The organism is Bacillus sp. AFS077874, assembly GCF_002566505.1.
Classification (GTDB): domain Bacteria; phylum Bacillota; class Bacilli; order Bacillales; family Bacillaceae_G; genus Gottfriedia.
Map to the genome: position 1 here is coordinate 52429 of NZ_NUYF01000006.1, position 22742 is coordinate 75170.

The following is a 22742-nucleotide window of genomic DNA, read 5'->3' on the forward strand; positions in this document are numbered from 1 at the left end:
CAAGATACACTTATAATTATCTCAATGAAGATAATCAAAAGTATTTTTTGCTAACAAGATAAAGGTTACTGTAATAAAAAGGATTCGAACGTAGCCACTTCCTTTTTTAATAGCGAATTTTGAACCACAAATTGCTCCTGCTATTTGTGCAAGTCCCATAGCTAGTCCATAGGCGTAATGAATTTGTCCCAAGTACATAAACATTAATAATGCAGCTATATTACTACCAAAATTTAAAAACTTTGCGTTGCCTGCAGCTTTTAAGAAATCAAACCCCATCATTAAAAATGCAAATATTAGGAATGAACCAGTACCAGGGCCAATGAATCCATCATAGAAACCAATCCCAAAAATTAAAAGCATAAACAGTATAATACGAGTAACTGACAGCTTTTTATTGGTAGTCGTATCTCCCCAATCTTTCTTAAAAATAGTATATATAGCAACTGCTGCAAGCATAACGAGCATAAGAGGCTTGAGAACTGTAGGGTCAATTAAATGAACTGTCCAAGCTCCCAAAATGGAACCAATAAATGTGAGTGGGAATAACTTATAGACAGATTTCAAATCAAGCTTTCCAGAACGATAGAACATGATTGTGCTCGTTAAAGAGCCAATTGACCCAGCTAATTTGTTCGTTGCGACGGCAGCAGCTGGAGATAGACCAGTAAATAATAATACTGGCAAAGTAATTAGCCCACCGCCTCCAACTACAGAATCAATAAATGCAGCTAAAAATCCAAATACAATTAAAGTTAATAATAACGACGGATCAATATGGAATATCATCAAATCTACCTTTCTTTTATTTACTAATTTGATAGTAGTTAAAATAGGAAACGAAGTAAATCATTAATTTAGTAATATATGAATTATTTTTATTTTTACACAATTAAATAGCAGTAACATTTTTTCCGTATAAGTTATAATAGGTGAGATTTTAATTTCAACTTGTGCCACTTTCTAAAATTTCGCATATATTGGTATGTGATAATTTAATGAAGAGGTGTGTATGGATTGAATTACGGACAAAAAATTACAACTACAGAAATAGGACAAGCCAAAGAAAAATACTTTGAAAAAAACGTCAATCGTTTAATGAAAGAGATTGTTACTAAAATCGAAATGAAGATGGCACTTGAAGAACTAAAAGTTAATCGTATTATCCGATTTGATGGTCTAGAAAATGATGAAGTTATTAAACAAGTACAAAATGATTTAATGAAAATATTAGAGGATTCAATTAAAGAAATACAACTAAAAATGAGTGAAATTGAGATTTATCTTAATTCATTAGAAGAAATAAAAGGCAATTCAATAAAAAAGGAAAACGATTTTAATAAATAAAAATAGAGTGAGAAACACTAGGTTTCTTCACTCTATTTTTTTGCCTTTGTTTGAGGTTGATTCATCTCATGAAATTGCTTATTTATTGTTAATGTTGATATTAATCGTAATTTTTTTATCGCAATGAGATAATGATTGACCATTTTGTACAGCACTTAATATTTTAGCAATTACATCTGTACAGCAATCACAATTCTTGTGTTCGCAGCGGTCACACTCATGGTCTTCACAGCAGTCACATTCGTGATCTTCACAGCAGTCATATTCATGGTCTTCGCAGCAGTCACATTCGTGGTGTTCATCGCAATCACATTTGTGCTTGTCGGAATGTTTTCGAGTTTTCTTATCTTTTTTGCAACAACAATCAATATTAATATTCACCGTAATACTGCCATCACATTTCTTGTGTTCGCAACAATCACATTTATTATGGTCATGACAATCACATTTCTTGTGGTCATGACAATCGCATTTCTTGTGATCATGACAATTACATTTCTTGTGTTCATGACAATTGCATTTCTTGTGTTCACAACAATTACATTTCTTGTGCTCATGGCAATCACAATTCTTGCGCTCACGACAATCGGATTTCATGTGTTCGCAGCAATTACAATTCTTGTGGTCATGACACTCGCATTTCTTGTGCTCATGGCAATCACATTTCTTGTGATCATGACACTCGCATCTCTTGTGATCACAGCAATCACAATTCTTGTGCTCATGGCAATCGCATTTCTTATGTTCGTAGCAATCACAATTCTTGTGTTCATGACACTCGCATTTCTCATGTTCGCAACAACAACATTTGCATGGAGGACATGGCGGGCACGGTCGACATGGAGGACAAGGTGGACACGGTGGCTTAGGCGGTGGACATGGTGGCTTAGGCGGTGGACATGGTGGCTTAGGCGGTGGACATGGTGGCTTAGGCGGTGGACTTGGCGGCTTAGGCGGCGGACATGGCGGCTTAGGTGGTAGAAGTGGCTTTATTGGTGGGCACGGAGGTTTAGGTTCGCATCTACATGGCTCACTGTCACAGTTACATTTCTTCATTATATATCACCCATTAAATTTGAATTATTCAGGTCTTCTAACTATCAATTTGTTATATGTGGATAGCTTGTCAGTGTTTTTGACTATACATTTTTTATTTATTAGATGAAAATATGTACAAGATTTTGGCCTAAAAAATATAAAATCTAAAATAGAAAAGGTAACTCTCAAATACAAGAGTTACCTTTAAAAAATTATAGTGAATTAACTTCCTCAGTTGAAATTACTTTCTTATTTGATTGTTTTTTATGCAACCATTGATAAATAATTGGTATTACTAAAAAGCTATTTAAAGTAGATGTGATCATCCCACCGATTACAACAATTCCTAATGTCTGTGAAATAACTGTATCACCTTGGTGTGAAAATGCTAGTGGTAATAGTGTTAAAATCGTTGTTGCTGCTGTAATTAAGATAGGTCTAATCCTTGAAAGACTACCAGAAATAACGGCTTCTTCAGTATTCATACCGTTTTTACGATTACGCTCAATCTTATCAACTAGTACGATACCATTTGTTACTACAATTCCAGTTAACATTAAGACCCCGATTAGTGCTGCTAAGTTCCACTCTCCACCTACTATTACTAAAGAGATAACAACACCACTTAATGCTAGTGGGATACTTAATAATACTGAAACTGGAGCTCTCCATCCTTTAAATAATGATGAAGTAATGACCATAACTAAAAGTATAGAGAAGGCTACGGCAATTGACATATCAAAAATCATTTCTTTAACTTGTTGAGTAATACCTCCCATAGAGTAACTTACTCCTTTAGGAAGAGCTTGTTTACTAATTACGTCATCAACTTGTTTTGAAACTTTACTGATGTCATTTGAAGTTATTTGACCTGTAACGATTGAGTAAGGCTCTCCATTGCGTTCATTAATCGTTGAAGGAGCATTATCTTTCGTAATAGATGCAATTTGTTCAAGTTTGACGGTTTTATTACTACTTGTTAAGAAAGTTTCATTTTTAAGTGAATTGATTACATCTTCTGTCGATGCATTTAATTGAACTTGAGTATTTCCACTACTAATTTGATCAAGATACATATCAACTGGCAGACTTATATGGTCAACTACAAATGTAGCATCTTTAGATTGTGACATATAACGGTTAATTACTTTCGTTATATCTGCTAATTGAATTCCATTTTGTTCAATTGCTTGTTGGTTAAATGTAATTTTATATTTTGGAAGACCAGATGTTAAATCTACTTTTCCATCAACACTTAGTCCATCAATTTTAACAAGTTTTGATCTCATTTGATCTGCAATTTTATCTAGTGTAGCTTGATCAGAGCCAGTAAATATGACTTTCAATAAAGAATCATCACCAGCAATACTTTGACTTGAAACAGTATAAGCTACATTTTTAGATAATTGTGGCAGTTGTTTACCAAGTTCTTTAATGACTTGGTCTGAGTCTTTTTCGTTCTTTAAAGCAACAGAAATGTTAGCTACGTTAGGCTTTTGTAGGAAACCACCGCCTTGGTCAAATACATCATCACTTTGTGGCGTATTGGTCGATCCAAAATTAGATAGATAAGATTTTATTTTTGGATTATTTTTTAATTGATTTTCTACTTTTTGAACCTCGGAATCTACCTGCATTAATGTACTTCCTTGAGGTAATTCAAGTTTAATTGCCACTTGACCAGTTTTAGCACTTGGTAAGAATGAAACGGGTAAAAACGAACCAAATGCTACTGCGAAAATAAATAGTAAAGCTGAAATGAAAATTGTAAGTTTTTTCTTCTTTAATGATGATAATAAGATCGGTTTCATCATTGGTTCTAAAGAAACAGCATTTGTTTTCTTTGTATTATTTTTCCAACCCATTAGTGCAAGTGCTGGAATAACAAGAATTGCTACAAAGAACGATATAATTAGAGAGATAACAACAGACCAAGCAAATCCGCTATACGAAGCACTAATAGCTCCACCTACAAAGGCAATTGGAATATAAACAGCAATTGTTGTAAGTGTTGATGCTAAAATTGCCGGTGTCATTTCATAAACTGCTGAACTTAATGAATATAGTAATGATTTATCAGGATTTTGTTCTCTTTTACGGTACATATTATCAAGGATAACGATTGAATCATCAACAATACGACCCATTGCAACGATTAAGCCTGAGACGGTTAAAATATTAAGTGTAATCCCCATTGACTTTAGGATAGCTGTTGTTGCTAATAAAGAAATTGGTAATGAAATTGCAATGACTAATGTTGATTTTACATTGCGGAAGAAGAAAAATACGCAAATCATTGAGAAAAGACATCCAAGTAAACCTTCACGAATTAAACCGTTTAATGAATCATTTAATTCTTTTTCACGATCTAATTGAGGAGTCAATTTTACAGAACCGTCTTTTACTTGTTGTAAGCTTTGAATTCTTTCCTTCACATTTTTTGCTACGTCGGTAATGTTTGCACTTTGTGTTTTAATAACATTTAATTGAACACTTGTTTTTCCATCAGTTCTTGCAATCGTTTTTCCATCATTTAGGGCGTGGGTAACAGTTGCAAATGCTGAAAGTGGAATTTGATCACCATCTGAATTTTTGATTTTTACATCATTTAATTGTTTTTCATTTAAATTCCATCCATCAAATTTAACTGGAATAGACAATTGATTTTGTAAGATCGTTCCTTCAGGTAAGGACGGAACTGATACAGCTAATGCTTTATTTAAGTCATCTAAAGTAAGTTTATTTTTTGCTAGGTCCTTTGTTCTAACAGTTAGTACGTATCCGTCTTTTGCACCACCAAATACTGATACATCAGATACACCTGGAACTGTTTTAAGGTGTTGCACAATATCCATTTGTGTTACTGATTTTAAAGTATTATCATCTAATTTATCACTAGTCAAACTGAAAGTTAGGATTGGGAATGAACTAGTTGTAAGTCTAGTAACTAAAGGTTTAGATGTAATTGTCGGAGGAATGTCCGCATTTTCTAAAGCTTTATTTACATCAATTTCGGCTTGTTTCATATCTGTATTCATTGGAAAATACAGACTCATAAAAACTCCGCCATCATAAGAGCTAGTTTCGATATCTTGTAAACCTTCTGTTGTTCTTACAGCACTTTCAAGACTATTAGTAATATTTTGTTTTACTTGATCGGCCTGATACATAGGTAGACGCATGCTTACAGTAAGAGTTGAATTGTTTATACCTGGTAAATAATCGCGTTGCATTTGATAAGCTGAGATAGCACCCCAAGTTACAATCATAACGACACAAACAATCATTAAAATTGCTCTTTGCATGGTCCCTTCTATAAATTTTTTCATCTTAAACCTCCTAAGATTTTTATTTTAAATTGAAAATTATTTCATAAATCAACTCCATGTCATTGTAAAATTCCTAACTGAAACTTTTATGAATAATCAATTAAAATTAGATTAAAATGAAAAAAATACGAATCAAAAGTTCTATAATGGCATTTATACAAGGAACTTCTAAGACTAGAATCAGTCTTAAAAATAGAATAGAGATACTAAAACTATTAATAGAAATAGGTGAGTTAAATGAAGAAAATCTTAATTATTGAGGATGAAATAAATATAGCTCGAGTTTTAAAATTAGAAATAGAATATGAGGGTTATGAAGTGTTAGTCGAACATAATGGAAAAGCTGGTTTAGAGTCGGCTTTAAGCAATAATGTCGATCTAATTTTATTAGATGTTATGTTACCTGAATTGAGTGGAATCGAAGTTTTAAGAAGGATCAGAAAAACAAATCAATTTGTTCCAGTAATTTTATTAACTGCTAGAGATGCCACACACGATAAAATTATCGGACTTGATTATGGTGCTAATGATTATATTACAAAACCTTTTGAAATCGAAGAAGTCTTAGCAAGAATACGTTCGTGTCTACGATCAAGTAATCTAGTTCATGAATTTAAGAAAAGCGAAGACGAAAATCCCACTTTAACGATTGAGGATTTAGTTGTTAATTTAGAAGCTAGAGAAGTAAAGAGGGATGGTAAAGTCATTTCATTAACACCAAAAGAGTATGATTTATTAGTTTATCTATTAACAAATCAAAATAAAATTGTGACTAGAGAAGGCATCATAACTACCGTCTGGGGTTATGAGTACGAAGGGGAAACAAATGTTGTTGATGTGTACATTAGACATTTAAGAAAGAAAATTGAAGAGGACTTTGACGTCCCTTTAATTCGAACGATACGAGGTGTGGGGTACACAATGAGGAAGGGTTAAGATGAAAATAACAACTAAAATAAATTTATTAATTACTTCATGGATCTTAATCATCCTAATTTTAATTAACGGGTTAGTTTTTTATTTGTTTATGAAAACAACTGTAAATATGGAAGAACATGTTGTAAGTCAAAAGGCGCATGAAATTTTAAAAAAACATGAAATCCATAACTCTTTGGTGATAAATGAAGAAGCATTATATCCATTTATGTCTAATCATTCTTATATTCGAATCATTGATCCAAACTCTAATATTGTGACAGAAATTAGTAATGATAAACTACTGAATCGTATTAAACCTAAGTTCACTAAAAAAGAAGAAACGAAGCTAATCCCTTTTAGTGAGCATCAAAATATAGTCGTACGTGTACCAATTTTACAGAACCAAAAAGTGATTGGAACGCTCGAAATTGGTGAGCTGTTAGTAGGACTTGAAGGTCGGAAAGATTTGTTATTAACAATAATGGCGATTGTTATTGGTGTCTCTGCAATTTTATCAATGATGGCTGGAAGTTGGTTAACACGCATCATAATGAACCCAATTACTTCTATGATTACTACGATGGAAGATATTGAAAAAAGTGGGGTTCCAAAAAAGATTTTAATAAAAAATGAAACGAAAGATGAATTGCATAAAATGGCAAGCACGTTTAATCGAATGATCAGTAGGTTACAAGAAAACATCGAAAAGCAGAAACAGTTTGTTTCAGATGCTTCTCATGAGTTAAAAACTCCGATTACTGTCATTAGTAGCTTTGCTAATTTATTAAGAAGACGTGGTTTGAAAAATGAGGAAATGGCGACGGAAGCAATAGAAACGATATATTCTGAAGCCAACCGTATGCAAGATTTAACCAAAACGCTATTAACTTTGGCCGAATCAGAACATTTAAAGAATATCGAAATGAATCCAGTAGATCTAGTTGCTTTATGTAATTCGACTTTAGTACAACTGCAAAATGTATATAAACGAGAAATTGCTTTCCACGCACAAAAACAGAAAATATTAATCAAAGGTAATGAACTTAAAATTAAACAAGTAATTATTATCTTCTTAGATAATGCTATAAAGTACAGTTCAGACAAAATTGAGGTAAGCATTAGTTGTAGTAGTGAATCAGCTATTCTTTCAATAAAAGATTACGGAATTGGGATTCGAGAGGAAGAATTAGAAAATATTTTTGAACGATTTTATCGAGTTGATAAAGCGCGTAGCCGTGAAACTAGTGGTGGCACTGGACTTGGTCTTTCAATTGCAAAAAATATAATTAGCTTGCATAATGGGAAAATTAATATTAAAAGTGTTGAAAATGTAGGAACGGAAGTAGAGGTAGTATTTCCCCTAGATGAGTTTAAGTGAAAATAATCAGTACATGAGTATTGAAGATTGAGGTTTTAATATGAACGAAATCATCCATTTATTAAATGAATATGGTTATATAATCCTATTTTTATCATTAATGTTGGAATTGATTATAGTTCCTATTCCGAATGAAGCATTAATGAGTTATGTAGGTGTTTTATGTTTTCATGGGAAAATGAATATTGTTTTGTCTATTATTTCTGCTGGTCTGGGTGGAATTGTTGGGGTAACGATTTCCTATTGGTTAGGATATAAACTTGGTACACCGTTTTTTCGCAAATTTGGACGTTATATCCATATGGGTCCTGAAAAGATCGAGAAGATGTCAAAATGGTATGAAAAGTATGGGAAGGTATTATTATTAGTATCTTACTTTATTCCAGGGATTAGACATTTCGCAAGCATCATATCTGGAATCATTAAATTACCGTATCGATCCTTTGCTTTTTTTTCCTATATAGGTGTATTTCTTTGGATTGGAACCTTTATATGGTTAGGGCAGATTATGGGACCTAAATGGGATATCTATCAAGTAGAAATTAAAAAGTGGTTAGTATTAGGTAGCATTTTATTAGGTATTATCGTACTTACATTATTTGTTGTTAGAACAAATAAGGAAATAATAAAAGAGTCATTACTATTAATTTTTGAATCAAGTTTCAAGAGATTTAAAAGTTTCATGAAATTAAAGTTGATCATCCTAACATGTTTAATTTTTTTCGTTACGTTCTATATCTTAATGATCGGCTTAATTCAGGACAAAATTAGTAATGAATTTAATAAATTCAATTCCGTATTCAAGACCATTGTTTTTAATTTATTTAATCAAAATTGGCATGGGAGTATGAACTTTATTTATTCATTATCGACATGGAAGGTTTTATTGGTAGTCTCACTTGCTACCATACTTGTCATATTAATAAACAACAAAAATAAATGGCTAGAATTGCTCTTTTTTATCGCTAGTTTAGCTGGAATTGTTATACTTTCCGTTGGGATTCCTTGGATCTTCAACTTTATGTTAGGTAGTAATGTAAGTAAAAACTTTCCAAATGAAAAATCTATGTTGATTTTGACAGTATTAGGTTACTTCATTATTATGTTAATTCGACATAACAAAGCTTATTTACTTAATATCGTAATGTTCTTCTGTTTTATTTTTGTTGTTCTACTATTTTCTATAAGCAGCGTCTATTTGCACCACTTATTGCCTAGTGACATTGCCGCTGGATTTGTATTCAGCTCAGTTTGGTTAAGTGGAATCATATTCTCATTAGAGTTGTTTCGATTTGTCTCGCTGTTGAAAGAGAATATACGTGAGGAAAAATTATTAAAAAAGCAAGTCGAATGACTGTAATCTTCTTTTATTACGATTTAAGGAGGTAATGGATTATGAGAGGCAAGAATGTGTGGATATTAAGTCTGGTCAGCTTTTTTACAGACATGGGTACTTACATGGTAACACCGTTAATCCCTATTATTCTGTCAGCCTCAGGTCCTTTTATAATCGGTCTTATTGACGGCTTATCCGAAAGTCTGGCTAGTGTATTAAAGTTATATTCTGGTAAGCGTTCAGATCGACTGAAGAACAGAAAAAACTTGGCGATTGTAGGATATGGGTTATCAGGTATAGGAAGGCTTGTTCTAATTTTTTCAAGTTCATGGATCGGAGTTTTCATTTGGAAGCTAGTTGATCGAACTGGAAAGGGAATTCGTACAGCCCCAAGAGACGCTTTAATATCAGAATCTGGTGGGAAAAATAAGCAAGGTAGAGTTTTCGGTATTCATCAAATGATGGATATGTTAGGAGCTGCTTTAGGAATAGGAACAGCCATTGTTATTTTGCAAGCGGTAGGAAATAAAAACATTAAGGATGTGTTTTTATATTCATTGATTCCTATAACAATTGGATGGATTATTTTATTTAGTGTAAAAGAAAGAATAAATAAACCAATTGGGCAACCAAATAAGCCATCAAGAAAGTTAGATTTTAAATGGGAGCTTTTAGATTCCAATATAAAGAAACTATTATTAATTGTACTATTGTTTACAATTGTAAATTCATCCAATTCTTTTTTGTTATTAAGAGCGGCAAATCTTGGATTCTCGAATCAAAGTGTATTATTGATGTATTTACTATTTCATTTAACAGCTTCTTCTTTTTCTTATATTTCAGGTGCTTTTTCCGATAAATATGGACGTAGAGGAATACTAACAGCTGGATATGCTTTATATGGAATCGTTTATATCGGATTTGCAGCAGCTCACTCAGCCACTGGTTTAGTCATTCTTTTTATTCTATACGGACTTTATTCAGCTTTAACAAAAGGGGTTGAAAAAGCACTTGTCGTAGAATTAGCGAGCCCTGATGCGAAGGGAACGGCACTCGGTTTCTATGCGATGGTTTCCGGAATTGGATTTTTTCCAGCTTCGTTGCTAACAGGATGGTTATGGCAACAATTTGGAGCTACTACTTCATTTTATATTAATGGAGTGATTGCATTATTTACTGCTTTATTGTTAACGAGAACGTTAAAGAAATTTAAGAAGTGACTAAAAAACTAAATAGATTATTGGAAAAAAACAGAAAAACCAACATGAAGGGTTTTTCTGTTTTTTCTGGAAAATTAATGATGATGAAGGCATTCTAACTCAACCTTTAAAAGAATGATAAGTTTATCAAAAAGTTAAAACTCAAGTGACTAGTTTACATTTCTGTAACTTCAGAAATAGCGCGATAAAGAATATCAATCATTTCATCAAGCTCCGATTCTTTTGAAGCTAATGGAGGCATAAATACAATAACATTTCCAAGGGGACGGGTTAGTAGTCCAAGCTCTTTTGCTCTTTTGGTTACTTTCACACCAATTCGTTCGTTCCAATGGAAAGCTTCTTTAGTATCCTTTGATATTACTAGTTCAATTCCAATCATCAAGCCACTTTGACGTATATCTCCAACATGTTTTAACTCATTAAATTGCATCAGTTTCTCTTGGACATAAGATGAGATTGTTTCGACATGTTGTAATAATTTCGTTTTATTAAATAAATCTAGATTCGCTAATGCAACAGCACATCCAAGGGGATTACCTGTATAGCTGTGCCCATGAAAGAAAGTTTTTTGTTCTTCGTATGTACCTAAAAATGCTTCATAAATTTTGTTAGTCGTTAAAGTTGCTGCAACTGGTAAATAGCCACCAGTTAACCCTTTGCCACAAGTTAAAATATCTGGCGTAACTCCTTCTAGTTCACAAGCAAACATTTTACCTGTTCGCCCAAATCCTGTTGCAACTTCATCAGCAATTAACAATACATCATACTTTATGCATAATTCCTGTATTGCTTTTAAATACCCTTTTGGCATGACAATAATACCACTAGCTCCTTGAACAATTGGTTCAATAATTAATGCCGCAATTGAGTTAGCCTTTTCGATGAATAAATTTTCAACCTCTTTTAAATAGGAATTGATTATTTCTTCTTCAGTTCCCACATATTTTGAACGATAAAGATGTGGATAGGAAACCTTTAAGCTTGGAAACATTAACTCGTTATATGCTTGATGATACAAGTCGATTGCCCCTACGGACACTGCTCCGATTGTATCTCCGTGATAAGCTTCCTTCATTGTAACAAAAGTATTTTTACCGGATCTTCCTATGTTTCGCCAATATTGATAGGCCATTTTAATCGCAATTTCTACTGAGGTAGCACCTGAGTCTGAATAAAAAACTTTCTCTAATCCGCTTGGAGAGATTTCAACTAGTCTCTCTGCTAAAAGAATTGCAGGTATATTGGCCATTCCAAGAAGTGTTGAATGGGCAACCTTCTCTAATTGTTCATGAATGGCTTCATTTAATTCTTGAATATTATGACCGTGAACATTTAACCAAATAGAGGATACACCATCGTAATATTCATTGCCTAATACATCATATAGTTTTCGATCTTTACCATGTGAAATAATTAGCGGATCTTCGTTTAGATAATCCTTCATTTGAGTAAAAGGGTGCCAAAGATACTGTTTATTTTTTTTAGATAAATCTTGATAGAGTTCATGGTTCATATATGTTTCCCCCTGTTTTATATGTTAACCATTTTTTTAGTTTGGTTGACATATATTTCAATTGCATGTTAATTTAATTTTGTGAGTTTGTCAAATTTTGCTAATATGCCAAACTCATAAACTAATAGGGGGGATACGATGCAAAATAGAACTTTATCATTAACAGTAATATCATTATTTGCCTCACTAACATCGATTGGAGCCTTTATAAAGATTCCTTTACCAGTGATTCCTTTTACGCTTCAAATTCTTTTCGTATTTTTAGCGGGCTGCCTTTTAGGAAGTAAAAAAGGAATGATGAGTCAACTACTGTATGTTGGAATTGGATTAATCGGAATACCAGTATTTGCTTCGGGTGGCGGACCTGAATATGTTTTAAAACCAACATTTGGCTATTTAATCGGTTTCATTATTGCTGCGTATGTAATTGGATCAATTGTTGAAAAAACAAAGAAACCAGAACTTAAGAATTTTATTTTTGCTAATGTAATAGGGTTAATTATTGTTTATATTTTAGGCATTACATATGTATATATTTCATTAAACACTTGGTTAGATAGTTCCATTTCATTTAAAGACGTTCTAATGATGGGACTCGTATATAGTATTGGACAAGATTTATTACTAGCTGTTTTTGGGGGAGTATTGGCGGTGCGCCTACATTCCCATTTTGCAAAAGCTAGAGAAAATGAAAAAAAGGTGGCTGCTTAAGATGGGAAAAGGATATTTTGTTACTGGTATCGATACGAATATTGGAAAAACCTATGTTACTGCCCAAATGGTGGATTGCTTGCAGAAAAAAGGGATTGATGCAATACCCTATAAACCAATACAAAGTGGAGTCGTTAATATTAACAATAGACTCATAGGGGAAGATACAGCCTTTTATAAAGAAAAACTAGAACTAACAGAAGAGCATGATTACTACAGTACATATACATTGAAAACACCAGTCTCACCACATTTAGCTAGTAAACTAGAAGATGTTTATATTGATGAGCAAGTTATTTTAGAAAAATATAAGCAATTAGAAAATAAGCATGATGTTGTTTTTGTTGAAGGAGCGGGCGGAGTTGCGGTTCCGCTAAAAGAAAATTTTGGAACGATTGATTTAATAAAACTATTAAACTTACCAGTAATCCTTGTTACATCTTTAAAGCTAGGAACAATTAACCATACTGTATTAACAACTGAATATTTAAAATCACACCAAATTAATCTAATGGGATTATTAATTAATAATGTACCTTCAGTTATGGGTGAAATGGAAAAAGATAATTTAGTTATGCTAGAAAAATTAACAGGTCATAACGTTCTTGGTGTTATACCGGAGCAGATGGATTTTTTTACAGAAACATCTATTTTAGAATTCCAGGAATTATTAACGAAAAATCAATGAAATGGTGAGTGATGATATGAATTGGACTAAATTAGCGCAAGAGGTTATTTTAGGTAAAGAAATTTCAAATGAGGAAGCTTTAAGCATCTTGTCATGTGAAGATGATGAATTACTTTCACTTTTAAACGGTGCATTTATCATAAGGAAACATTATTATGGAAAAAAAGTTAAACTTAATATGATCATTAATGCTAAAAGTGGTTATTGTCCTGAGGATTGCGGTTATTGTTCCCAGTCTTCAATTTCTAGTGCACCGATTGAGAAATATCCTTTTCTATCTAAAGAAGAAATTCTTGATGGGGCAAAGCGTGCTTTTGAATTAAAAGCAGGTACATATTGCATTGTTGCAAGTGGGCGCGGACCAACGAATCGAGATGTAAATGTAGTAACGGATGCAGTTAAGGAAATTAAAGAATTGTATGGTTTGAAAGTATGTGCGTGTTTAGGACTTATTAAGGATCATCAAGCAAATGAGCTTAAAGAAGCAGGTGTTGATCGATATAATCATAATTTAAATACATCAGCTGAGCACCATAATTATATTACGACAACTCATACATATCAGGATCGAATCAATACTGTTGAGAAAGTTAAACAGTCAGGTATATCTCCATGTTCAGGAGCCATTATTGGGATGAAAGAAACAAAACAAGATGTTATTTCAATCGCGAGGACATTACGACAATTGGATGCAGATTCCATTCCGGTAAACTTTTTACATGCTATTGATGGAACGAAACTAGAAGGCGTGAACGAATTAAATCCGCGTTATTGTTTAAAAGTATTAGCACTATTCCGCTTTATAAATCCAACGAAAGAAATTCGAATTTCAGGAGGACGAGAAGTAAATCTGCGCAGTTTACAACCACTAGGACTGTATGCTGCAAATAGTATTTTTATAGGTGATTATTTGACTACGGAAGGTCAGGAGACAAATAGTGACCATGCAATGCTAGAAGATTTAGGGTTTGAGATTGAATTGGTTGGAAAACAAGAAGAGATATTTTCATAATAAAAAAACGAAAACCNNGGTTTTCGTTTTTTTATTATTAATTAATCAAAATGATACTTTGGTATTAAACTGTTAAATACTTATCAATAATACGATTAAGTTCTAATTCTTCAGTTGATGATAAAACTAGGTTAGCATGGCCTAAAATTGCAGCATCTCCAATCGCAACTGAGTACATATTAGCCGAGTTAATCGCGTCTACACCAGCTGCCGCGTCCTCCACACCGATGCAGTTCTCAGGTTTAGCAGAAACTGCTTCGGCAGCTTTTAAAAATACTTCTGGATCTGGCTTAGAATTAATGACTGTTGCAGCGTCAACGATATGGTCAAAATAATCAATAATGCCTAAAGCTTTAACGACCATTAATGCATTTTTTGAAGCAGATGCCATTGAAATTTTAATACCAGCTTCTTTAATTTGCTTTAAAAATGATTCAATACCGGGTAATAAGTCTTTTTCAGATATATTGCGAATTAGTTCCACATATTGTGCATTCTTTTTTGTTGCTAAATCATTTTTTTCGCTTTCAGTGAAATCATTTTGTCGGTTTCCTAATGTTAGGATTCTTTCTAATGAATCTGTTCGGCTTACACCTTTTAATGTTTCATTAAATTCACGATCAAAAGGAATTCCTAAGTCTTCACCTAACTTTTTCCACGCTAAATAATGAAATTCAGCAGTATCAGTAATTACACCGTCTAAATCAAAAATAAATGCTTCAATTTGTTTTTTCAAAATGATACCTCCATAGATTCGATCAATTTAATTTTGCAACTGATTTTCGTTCGATCAACTTTGTGGGAACTATAATATGATTCGTTTTTGCAGTTTTATTTTTTACATGCTTGAATAGTAAGTCTGTAGCAATTTCCCCTAGCTTCATAACAGGGATCTCAATTCCAGTTAAAGGTGGAGAAAACAACGGAGAAAAAATTCCATTATTATAACCTATAATTGAAATATCTTTCGGAATAGATATGCCCAACTTTGATGTTGTATTATAAAGTCCGATAACCTTGAGATCATCTATTGCAAAAATTGCTGTAGGTAAATCTTTAGATTTCAATAGTGACTCTGAAGTTTCATATGCTTTTTCCATTGTATATCCACTATCAATAATACGATCAGATCGAAGTTGAATTCCGTTATCAAGTAGACATTTTTTATATCCTTCCAATCTGTCAATTGATACATGATAATCAAGTGAAGAATGAAGGCATGCAATATCTGTATGCCCTTGATTAATCAAATGTTGAACTAATTGATAACTGTCATTAAAGTTATCGGTATCAACTGAGTAAATATGTTGATAGTTTCCTTCAACTCTTCCAATAACGACTACTGGAATTTCATATTTATCTAATTCTTTAAAAAAGTCCTCATTTGCAGGTGAACTCAACATTAGAATTCCTTTGATCATTCTCCCACGAATTTTTTCTATACACTTATCTAACTCATCTTTACTATTTTTTGATGTTTGTATAATCACGTCAAAATTTTCTACTTCTGATCTCGTTGAAATAGAGTGAATAATCTCAGAGAAAAAGGTATTTCCCGCGGTTGTTTTCGTAGAACGAGACATTACCAAAATGGCGTCAAATCCTGATGATGTAAGAGCTCGAGCTAATTTATTAGGTTGGTAATTTAATTCTTCAATAGCTTTCAAAACGCGGTTACGACTTTCTTCTGAAATATTATCTTTATTATTTAGTACGCGAGATACAGTGGACTTTGAAACGTTTGCTACACGAGCTATATCATAAATTGTAGGGCCCATTTGTATTCTCCTCTTCTAATTTAAAGCGATTTTTGAAATTAACCGTTTACATTTTATAGTTTATAAATTTTAAAAAAATATGAGGTGGAATTAAAAAAGAGTATATTGGAACGTTATTTTCAAATAATAATTTAGGAGCGGTTTATCGAAAAAATTTGTTCTTAATATAAATGATAGTATCGATTTTTTTAAAAATTTGTCAAGACTGTGATCAAAGAATATGAAAAATAACTTGTTAAATCTTGTAATAATACTAGGGCAATTATATGGATAATATAAGAAAGTATCAATAGCTAAAAATTAGTAAAATGATTAAATAAATAGATACTATTATGAAATAAATAAACTTTTGACAAAAATATTTTTTTAAGTAAATTTTTTAAATTGACAGTAAGCGCTTTCTATAATATATTGAATTTGGGAGCGGTACCAATTTATTTTTTAATCTCTGTGGGAGCGATACCATAAGGAGGAATCTTATGAGTAAAATTAAAGAAAGATTAGCCTATATTTATGAAAACAAAGACATTGATCAACTTTATAGTGCAATCGTAAATCGCATTGAAGAAGCTAAAATAAAAATTACGAAAAAAAGAAAACAAAATTGGGACGAATCAGATGTAGTTTTAATTACTTACGGTGATCAGTTCCAAGAAGAGGGAATTCCAACATTAGAAACTTTTAAAAAGATGTTTGATGAACATTTAGTAGATAAATTTGAACTTGTTCATATTTTACCTTTTTATCCTTACACTTCTGATGATGGTTTTTCAGTAGTTGACTATAAGAAAGTAAATCCTGATTTAGGAGATTGGTCACATGTTGAAAGTTTATCGAAATCAGCAAGAATCATGTTTGATTATGTATGTAATCACATCTCAAGTAAGAGTGAATGGTTCCAAGGATACTTAAACGGTGATCCAAAATATCAAGACTATTTCATTGATATGGATCCTTCGGTTGATTTAAGCTCTGTAACTAGACCAAGAGCACTTCCATTACTATCAAAATTCAAATTAGCAACCGGTGAAGAGAAGTACATTTGGACAACCTTCAGTGACGATCAAATTGATTTGAACTTTAGCAATCCACAAGTTTTATTAGATATGATTGATGTTTTACTTTTCTACCTTGAACAAGGTGCGGAATATGTAAGACTGGATGCAGTAGGATATATGTGGAAAGAAGTTGGTACTTCATGTATCCATCTTGAAAAAACACATGAAATCGTTAAATTATTCCGTGATTTATTAGATGAGGCAGCAAAAGGTACAGTAATGATTACTGAAACAAATGTACCTCATTTAGATAATATTTCTTACTTCGGAAATGGTCATGATGAGGCACATATGGTTTACCAATTTCCACTACCTCCATTAGTTTTATATTCACTTCATAAAGGGAATGGTAGTGTATTAACAAATTGGGCAAAAAATCTAGAAGGTTCTGGAGAAGATACAACTTTTTTCAACTTCTTAGCTTCACATGATGGAATTGGTTTAAATCCGATTCGTGGAATTATCCCTGAAGAAGAAATTCTTTCGTTAGTAGAAGATTTAAAGGTAGAAGGAGCATTAGTAAATTATAAGAAAAATTCAGATGGCACAGAAAGTCCATATGAAATTAATGTAACTTACTTAGATGCTTTAAATAAACAAACATCAGATGATGATATGCGCGTAAAGAAATTCCTGTTAGCACACTCAATCTTATTAACATTCCAAGGTGTACCAGCAATTTATATCCAAAGTATGCTTGGTTCTAGAAATGATTATGCAGGTGTTGAAAAAACGGGTATGAATCGCTCAATTAATCGCCAAAAATATTCACTTGTTGAAATAGAAAAAGAATTAAATGATGTAGGAACATTAAGAAATAAGATTTTCACAGGGCTTACAAATATTATTCAAGTACGTAAGGAAGAAAAACTATTTAATCCGAATGTAAAAATGGAAGTACTTGATATGAATGAAAATGTATTCGCTATTAAACGAAAAGATGCAGATGATAGCATCGTCATTCTTCACAATCTATCAAATGAACAAACTATATGCGGTTTCCATGGAAAGTATATGAATATTTTAACTGGAGAAGTAGAAGAATTTAATGAATACATTTCTTTAGATCCATATCAATTCCTTTGGTATAAACCAGTAAATTAGGAGGAAGAACAATGAAGAAACTTTTAAGTATGTTCTTGGTTTTAATGTTAGCTGTAGGTTTAACAGCTTGTGGTGGCGGTAAAAAAGAGAGTGGTAAAGTAACGATTGAATTTATGCATTCTTCTGTTGAACAAGAGAGATTAGCAGTAATTACTGATTTAATTTCTAAATTTGAAAAAGCAAACCCAAATATTACAGTAAAGCAAGTTCCAGTTGAGGAAGATTCTTACAATACGAAAGTTGTAACTTTGGCAAGCTCAGGCAAGCTTCCAGCGGTTATTGAAGTTGGACAAGACTATGCAAAAGTTATGGACAAGGACGAATTAATTGATAAAGATGCAGTTAAATCAATTATCTCTAAAGTTGGAGAAGATAAGTATTATGAAGGTGCGTTAAAGCTTTTAAAAACTGAGGACGGCAAAAATTATACTGGTGTTCCAATTAGTGGTTGGGTACAAGGAATTTGGTATAACAAGCAAATGCTTGCTGACAAAGGATTCGCAGAACCTAAAAATTGGGATGATGTTTTAAAGATTGCAAAGGCATTTACGAATAGTGGAAGTAAAAAATACGGTATTGCAATTCCAACTGCTGAAGGTGGTTTTTCTGAGCAAGCCTTCTCACAATTCGCTTTATCAAACAATGCAAATATGTTCGATAGCAAAGGTGATTTAACATTAAATACACCTGAAATGAAAGAAGCTTTAAACTACTATAAAGAATTATCCAAATATACAATGCCAGGTTCTAATGATGTTACAGAAGTAAAAGATGCTTTCATGAATGGATCTGCTCCAATGGCAGTTTATTCAACTTATATTCTTCCATCAGTGTATGAAGAAGGTAAAACAAACAATATTGGATTTGTAATTCCAACTGAAAAAACAAAAGCAGTTTATGGAACAGTATCTGCTTACACGATTTCTTCTGGTTTAGATGATGACCAAAAAGCTGCAGCAGAAAAATTAGTAGAGTTTATGGCAAAACCTGAAAATAATACGAAGTTAGTATTAATGTCTCCAGGTGGATCTCAACCAGTAAATAAAGAAGTAACAGAAAGCAAAGAATATAAAGAAAATAAAGTTGTAAATTCATTTGGTGAGCTTTCAACTGAAATCGCAAGCGCGTTTGATAACATTCAAGTATTTGGTCTTGTTGATAACAAGAACTTCTTAAAAATGGGTGATGTTACAAGTTCAGGTGCGGTTGCTAAGTTAATTAATGAAGTTACTGTAGGTGGAAAAAGCGTAGATTCTGCTATTAAAGAAGCAGGAGAAAAATTAAAAGGTGTATTAAAATAATTACTTTTAATTCAATATACCTAGTAATAGTAATTTGATTTCTTAATTAGTGAAAGTTGTTTATGAAGAACGAACGCTTGAAAAGCAGGCTAAGTTGCTTTTTAAACAACTTTTCTTTTATCACCAATCTAACCAGATAGGGAATAGATTGTTTTTTAGGAGGTAGCATGAAACCGATTGCCAAAAAAAAATCTGATATAAAACTAGCGCTAATACTTCTTTTACCAAGTATGTTCTTACTACTATTATTAGTTGCTTATCCGATGTTATCAAATATTAAAATAAGCTTTTTCGATCAACCGATTAATCCGAGATTAGGAGCTAAGTTTGTTGGTTTATCTCATTATACTGATGTTATAAAAGATATTGAGTTTTATAAATCTTTAGGTATTACCATTTTATATACCGTTTTAACTGTAGTTGGTAGTACAGTACTTGGGCTTGCTGTAGCGCTGTTCTTTAATCGCCCATTTAAGTTCCGTAAAACTGCTCGTTCATTAATTATTTTATCTTATGTAACACCTTCAATATCATTAGTTTTTGCTTGGAAATATATGTTCAATAACTCATATGGGATTATTAATTACTTAGGAACGGATGTTTTTCATCTATTTAAAAGTGCGCCACTATGGTTTGACAATCCAGTTAGTAGTTTTATAGTTGTAGTGGTTTTTGCAATTTGGAAGTATTTCCCTTACGCATTTATATCGTTTTTAGCAATTTTGCAAACGATTGATAAATCATTATACGAAGCTGCTGATATCGATGGGGCTTCACTATGGCAAAAGTTTAAAGTTGTAACTTTACCAGCGATTATGCCGGTATTATTAACGGTTGTAACTTTACGATTTATTTGGATGTTCTACATGTTTACAGATGTTTACTTATTAACAAACAAAGTAAATATTTTAGGTATTTATTTATATGAAACTGCGTTTGCTTTCAATAACTTAGGAAAAGCTTCGTCAATTTCAGTAATCCTATTTATTATCTTATTCATCGTAATTATCGTTTCAAGAAAGAGGGTGAACTTAAATGGCAGCAAGTAGTAAAAGAAGCAAGATCATTAAGAAAACAAGTTTTTATGTAGTATTAATCCTTTTATTAGGAATCATGTTATTCCCATTCTTTGTAATGCTAATGACGTCATTAAAAAGTTCAAAAGAAGCAATTGCAACAAATCCGACATTATTGCCACATGAATGGACTTTCCAGCATTATATTGATATTTTTAATCCGACAATTTTCCCATATTTAATCTACTTTAAAAATAGTTTAATTGTCGCTATAATCGCAGCTTCATTATCAGTCGTTCTTGGTATTTTAGGAGCGTACGCTTTATCGAAACTAAAGTTTAAAGGAAGAGTGACGATAAATGCTAGTTTTTACACTGTTTATATGTTTTCAGGGATCTTACTAGTTGTCCCATTATTTAAAATCATTTCTGGTTTCGGCTTATATGATACAAAAATGGCATTGATTATTACGATGATTGTTCAAACTCTACCAACAGCGATTTTTATGTTAAAGAGTTATTTTGATACAATTCCTGAAGATTTGGAAGAAGCGGCTATGATTGATGGTCTTAGTCGATTAAAAATAATCTTCTATATTATTATTCCTTTGTCAATATCGGGAATCATTTCTGTTTTCGTATATGCATTTATGATTGCATGGAATGATTATTTATTTGCATCAATTTTCTTATCAAGTTCAGAAAACTTTACGTTACCAATCGGTTTAAATACTTTATTCAGTACACCAGATTATGTGTGGGGTCGTATGATGGCAGCATCTTTAGTTACTGCTTTACCAGTAGTTATTATGTATGCATTATCTGAGCACTTTATTAAAGGTAACTTAACTGAAGGTGGAGTAAAAGGTTAATTCGAAACAATTTTTTACTGAAAGGATGAAATAAAATGAAAAAATTAGTAGCAGTTGAACCAAGAGTTGCAGCATTAGTCGAGTACGAAGATCGCCTTGTACAACCAAATGAAGTAAAAATTAAAGTCGAATTTGCTTCACCAAAACATGGTACAGAAGTGGTTGATTTTAGAGGACTTAGTCCATTTATTGATGAAGAGTTCAATGAAGAATGGAAAATGTTTATGCCACGTGAAGAAGGAGCTGCTCGTGGAATCGTATTTGGTGAATTTCAATTAGGAAATATGGTTGTAGGTAGCATTTGTGAAATCGGTGATGAAGTGACTGAGTACAAATTAGGAGATCAAGTTTGTACTTATGGTCCAATCATGGAAACCGTAATCGTTAATGCTGTAGATAATTATAAATTACGTAAAATGCCAGAAGGTTCTTCATGGAAGAATGCAGTTTATTATGATCCAGCACAATTTGCAATGAGCGGAGTTAGGGATGCGAATGTTAGAGCGGGTGATTATGTAGTAGTTGTAGGACTAGGTGCAATTGGACAAATTGCTATCCAGTTAGCAAAGAAAGCTGGAGCTAGTATTGTAATTGGTGTAGATCCATTACAACATAGATGCGATATCGCGTTAAAAAATGGAGCGGATTATTGCTTCGATCCAATTAACTGCGATTTAGGATATGAAATTAAAAAAATTACTAATAAATTAGGTGCAGATTCAATCATTGAAACAAGTGGTGTATCAAGTTCACTGCAAGCAGCACTAAGAGGAATTGCATACGGTGGAACAATTTCTTATGTAGCTTTTGCTAAACCTTTCCCAGAAGGATTTAATCTTGGTCGTGAAGCACATTTTAACAATGCTAAAATTGTATTTTCAAGAGGTAGTAGTGAACCAAATCCGGATTATCCACGTTGGTCACGTAAACGAATCGAAAATACTTGTTGGGAATTATTAATGAATGGTTATTTAAATTGTGAAGATTTAATTGAACCAGTTGTTTCATTTGAAGAAGTAGCTGAATCGTATATGGAATTTGTTGATCAAAAGCCCGAGCTAAGCATTAAGATGGGTGTTCAATTTAAAAAATAATAAGAATATCAATCATTAAAATTATGGGAG

At 32.4% G+C, this 22742-nt stretch carries 22 protein-coding genes; 14 read left to right on the forward strand and 8 right to left on the reverse strand.

The genetic code is table 11. From position 1 onward, the window contains the following. Positions 1-21 precede the first annotated feature (21 nt). A complete protein-coding gene (locus tag COJ46_RS05205; RefSeq protein ID WP_097976777.1) occupies positions 22-789 on the reverse strand; it encodes a TSUP family transporter in 768 nt (255 codons plus the stop codon). 228 nt (positions 790-1017) lie between these two features. On the opposite strand from COJ46_RS05205, the gene COJ46_RS05210 reads away from it, so the two are divergent. Further along, positions 1018-1347 (forward strand): hypothetical protein, encoded by a 330-nt coding sequence (locus COJ46_RS05210; RefSeq protein WP_097976776.1) that lies wholly within the window; start codon positions 1018-1020, stop codon positions 1345-1347. A 170-nt stretch (positions 1348-1517) separates the two neighbouring features. Here the strand turns inward: COJ46_RS05210 and COJ46_RS05215 are convergent, their stop codons facing one another. The 3 genes from COJ46_RS05215 to COJ46_RS05220 are packed head-to-tail and all read right to left on the reverse strand — an operon-like array spanning position 1518 to position 2120. Further along, a complete protein-coding gene (locus COJ46_RS05215) occupies positions 1518-1715 on the reverse strand; it encodes a hypothetical protein (RefSeq protein ID WP_097976774.1) in 198 nt (65 codons plus the stop codon). 9 nt (positions 1716-1724) lie between these two features. Beyond that, on the reverse strand, positions 1725-1904 hold the full coding sequence (locus tag COJ46_RS24125) for a hypothetical protein (RefSeq protein ID WP_141437799.1): 180 nt from the start codon (positions 1902-1904) through the stop codon (positions 1725-1727). Positions 1905-1940: 36 nt separating this feature from the next. Then, positions 1941-2120, reverse strand: a complete 180-nt coding sequence (locus COJ46_RS05220; protein ID WP_097976773.1) for a hypothetical protein — start codon at positions 2118-2120, stop codon at positions 1941-1943. A 35-nt stretch (positions 2121-2155) separates the two neighbouring features. On the opposite strand from COJ46_RS05220, the gene COJ46_RS24390 reads away from it, so the two are divergent. Beyond that, complete coding sequence (locus COJ46_RS24390) at positions 2156-2512, forward strand: hypothetical protein (RefSeq protein WP_176527923.1); 357 nt, start codon at positions 2156-2158, stop codon at positions 2510-2512. An 85-nt stretch (positions 2513-2597) separates the two neighbouring features. On the opposite strand, the gene COJ46_RS05230 is transcribed toward COJ46_RS24390, so the two are convergent. Beyond that, the gene (locus tag COJ46_RS05230) at positions 2598-5714 is read right to left on the reverse strand and encodes an efflux RND transporter permease subunit (RefSeq protein WP_097976771.1); all 3117 of its coding nucleotides are present in this window, start codon (positions 5712-5714) and stop codon (positions 2598-2600) included. Between the two features lie 237 nt (positions 5715-5951). On the opposite strand from COJ46_RS05230, the gene COJ46_RS05235 reads away from it, so the two are divergent. Genes COJ46_RS05235 through COJ46_RS05250 form a run of 4 tightly spaced genes read left to right on the forward strand, consistent with a single transcriptional unit; the run spans position 5952 to position 10566 of the window. Then, the gene (locus COJ46_RS05235; protein ID WP_097976769.1) at positions 5952-6650 is read left to right on the forward strand and encodes a response regulator transcription factor; all 699 of its coding nucleotides are present in this window, start codon (positions 5952-5954) and stop codon (positions 6648-6650) included. Between the two features lies 1 nt (position 6651). Further along, on the forward strand, positions 6652-8010 hold the full coding sequence (locus COJ46_RS05240; RefSeq protein WP_097976767.1) for a sensor histidine kinase: 1359 nt from the start codon (positions 6652-6654) through the stop codon (positions 8008-8010). Positions 8011-8050: 40 nt separating this feature from the next. After that, positions 8051-9364 carry a VTT domain-containing protein gene (locus COJ46_RS05245; protein WP_097976765.1) on the forward strand — a complete coding sequence of 438 codons (1314 nt, stop codon included), beginning with the start codon at positions 8051-8053 and terminating at the stop codon, positions 9362-9364. A 41-nt stretch (positions 9365-9405) separates the two neighbouring features. Continuing rightward, on the forward strand, positions 9406-10566 hold the full coding sequence (locus COJ46_RS05250; RefSeq protein ID WP_097976764.1) for an MFS transporter: 1161 nt from the start codon (positions 9406-9408) through the stop codon (positions 10564-10566). Positions 10567-10720: 154 nt separating this feature from the next. On the opposite strand, the gene bioA is transcribed toward COJ46_RS05250, so the two are convergent. Further along, complete coding sequence (gene bioA / locus COJ46_RS05255; RefSeq protein WP_097976762.1) at positions 10721-12079, reverse strand: adenosylmethionine--8-amino-7-oxononanoate transaminase; 1359 nt, start codon at positions 12077-12079, stop codon at positions 10721-10723. A gap of 138 nt (positions 12080-12217) precedes the next feature. On the opposite strand from bioA, the gene COJ46_RS05260 reads away from it, so the two are divergent. Genes COJ46_RS05260 through bioB form a run of 3 tightly spaced genes read left to right on the forward strand, consistent with a single transcriptional unit; the run spans position 12218 to position 14490 of the window. Beyond that, positions 12218-12790, forward strand: a complete 573-nt coding sequence (locus COJ46_RS05260) for a biotin transporter BioY (RefSeq protein ID WP_097976760.1) — start codon at positions 12218-12220, stop codon at positions 12788-12790. 1 nt (position 12791) lies between these two features. Continuing rightward, the gene (gene bioD / locus COJ46_RS05265; protein ID WP_176522551.1) at positions 12792-13478 is read left to right on the forward strand and encodes a dethiobiotin synthase; all 687 of its coding nucleotides are present in this window, start codon (positions 12792-12794) and stop codon (positions 13476-13478) included. A gap of 16 nt (positions 13479-13494) precedes the next feature. Further along, positions 13495-14490 (forward strand): biotin synthase BioB, encoded by a 996-nt coding sequence (bioB, locus tag COJ46_RS05270; protein WP_097976756.1) that lies wholly within the window; start codon positions 13495-13497, stop codon positions 14488-14490. A 64-nt stretch (positions 14491-14554) separates the two neighbouring features. Here the strand turns inward: bioB and pgmB are convergent, their stop codons facing one another. Both pgmB and COJ46_RS05280 read right to left on the reverse strand, forming a co-directional pair. Continuing rightward, the gene (gene pgmB, locus COJ46_RS05275) at positions 14555-15226 is read right to left on the reverse strand and encodes a beta-phosphoglucomutase (protein WP_097976754.1); all 672 of its coding nucleotides are present in this window, start codon (positions 15224-15226) and stop codon (positions 14555-14557) included. 22 nt (positions 15227-15248) lie between these two features. After that, on the reverse strand, positions 15249-16268 hold the full coding sequence (locus COJ46_RS05280) for a LacI family DNA-binding transcriptional regulator (RefSeq protein ID WP_097976752.1): 1020 nt from the start codon (positions 16266-16268) through the stop codon (positions 15249-15251). 479 nt (positions 16269-16747) lie between these two features. On the opposite strand from COJ46_RS05280, the gene COJ46_RS05285 reads away from it, so the two are divergent. From COJ46_RS05285 to COJ46_RS05305, 5 genes are all read left to right on the forward strand, one after another. Then, complete coding sequence (locus COJ46_RS05285) at positions 16748-18430, forward strand: sugar phosphorylase (RefSeq protein WP_097976750.1); 1683 nt, start codon at positions 16748-16750, stop codon at positions 18428-18430. Between the two features lie 11 nt (positions 18431-18441). Further along, positions 18442-19731 carry an ABC transporter substrate-binding protein gene (locus COJ46_RS05290; protein WP_097976748.1) on the forward strand — a complete coding sequence of 430 codons (1290 nt, stop codon included), beginning with the start codon at positions 18442-18444 and terminating at the stop codon, positions 19729-19731. A gap of 167 nt (positions 19732-19898) precedes the next feature. Beyond that, entirely contained in the window at positions 19899-20780 is an 882-nt protein-coding gene (locus COJ46_RS05295) for a carbohydrate ABC transporter permease (RefSeq protein WP_097976746.1), read from the forward strand. Then, positions 20767-21618 (forward strand): carbohydrate ABC transporter permease, encoded by an 852-nt coding sequence (locus COJ46_RS05300; RefSeq protein ID WP_097976745.1) that lies wholly within the window; start codon positions 20767-20769, stop codon positions 21616-21618. Before COJ46_RS05295 ends, COJ46_RS05300 begins: the two co-directional genes overlap by 14 nt. 35 nt (positions 21619-21653) lie before the next feature. Beyond that, positions 21654-22712: a zinc-dependent alcohol dehydrogenase gene (locus tag COJ46_RS05305; protein WP_097976743.1), complete on the forward strand. Its 1059-nt coding sequence runs from the start codon at positions 21654-21656 to the stop codon at positions 22710-22712. Positions 22713-22742: the final 30 nt, after the last annotated feature.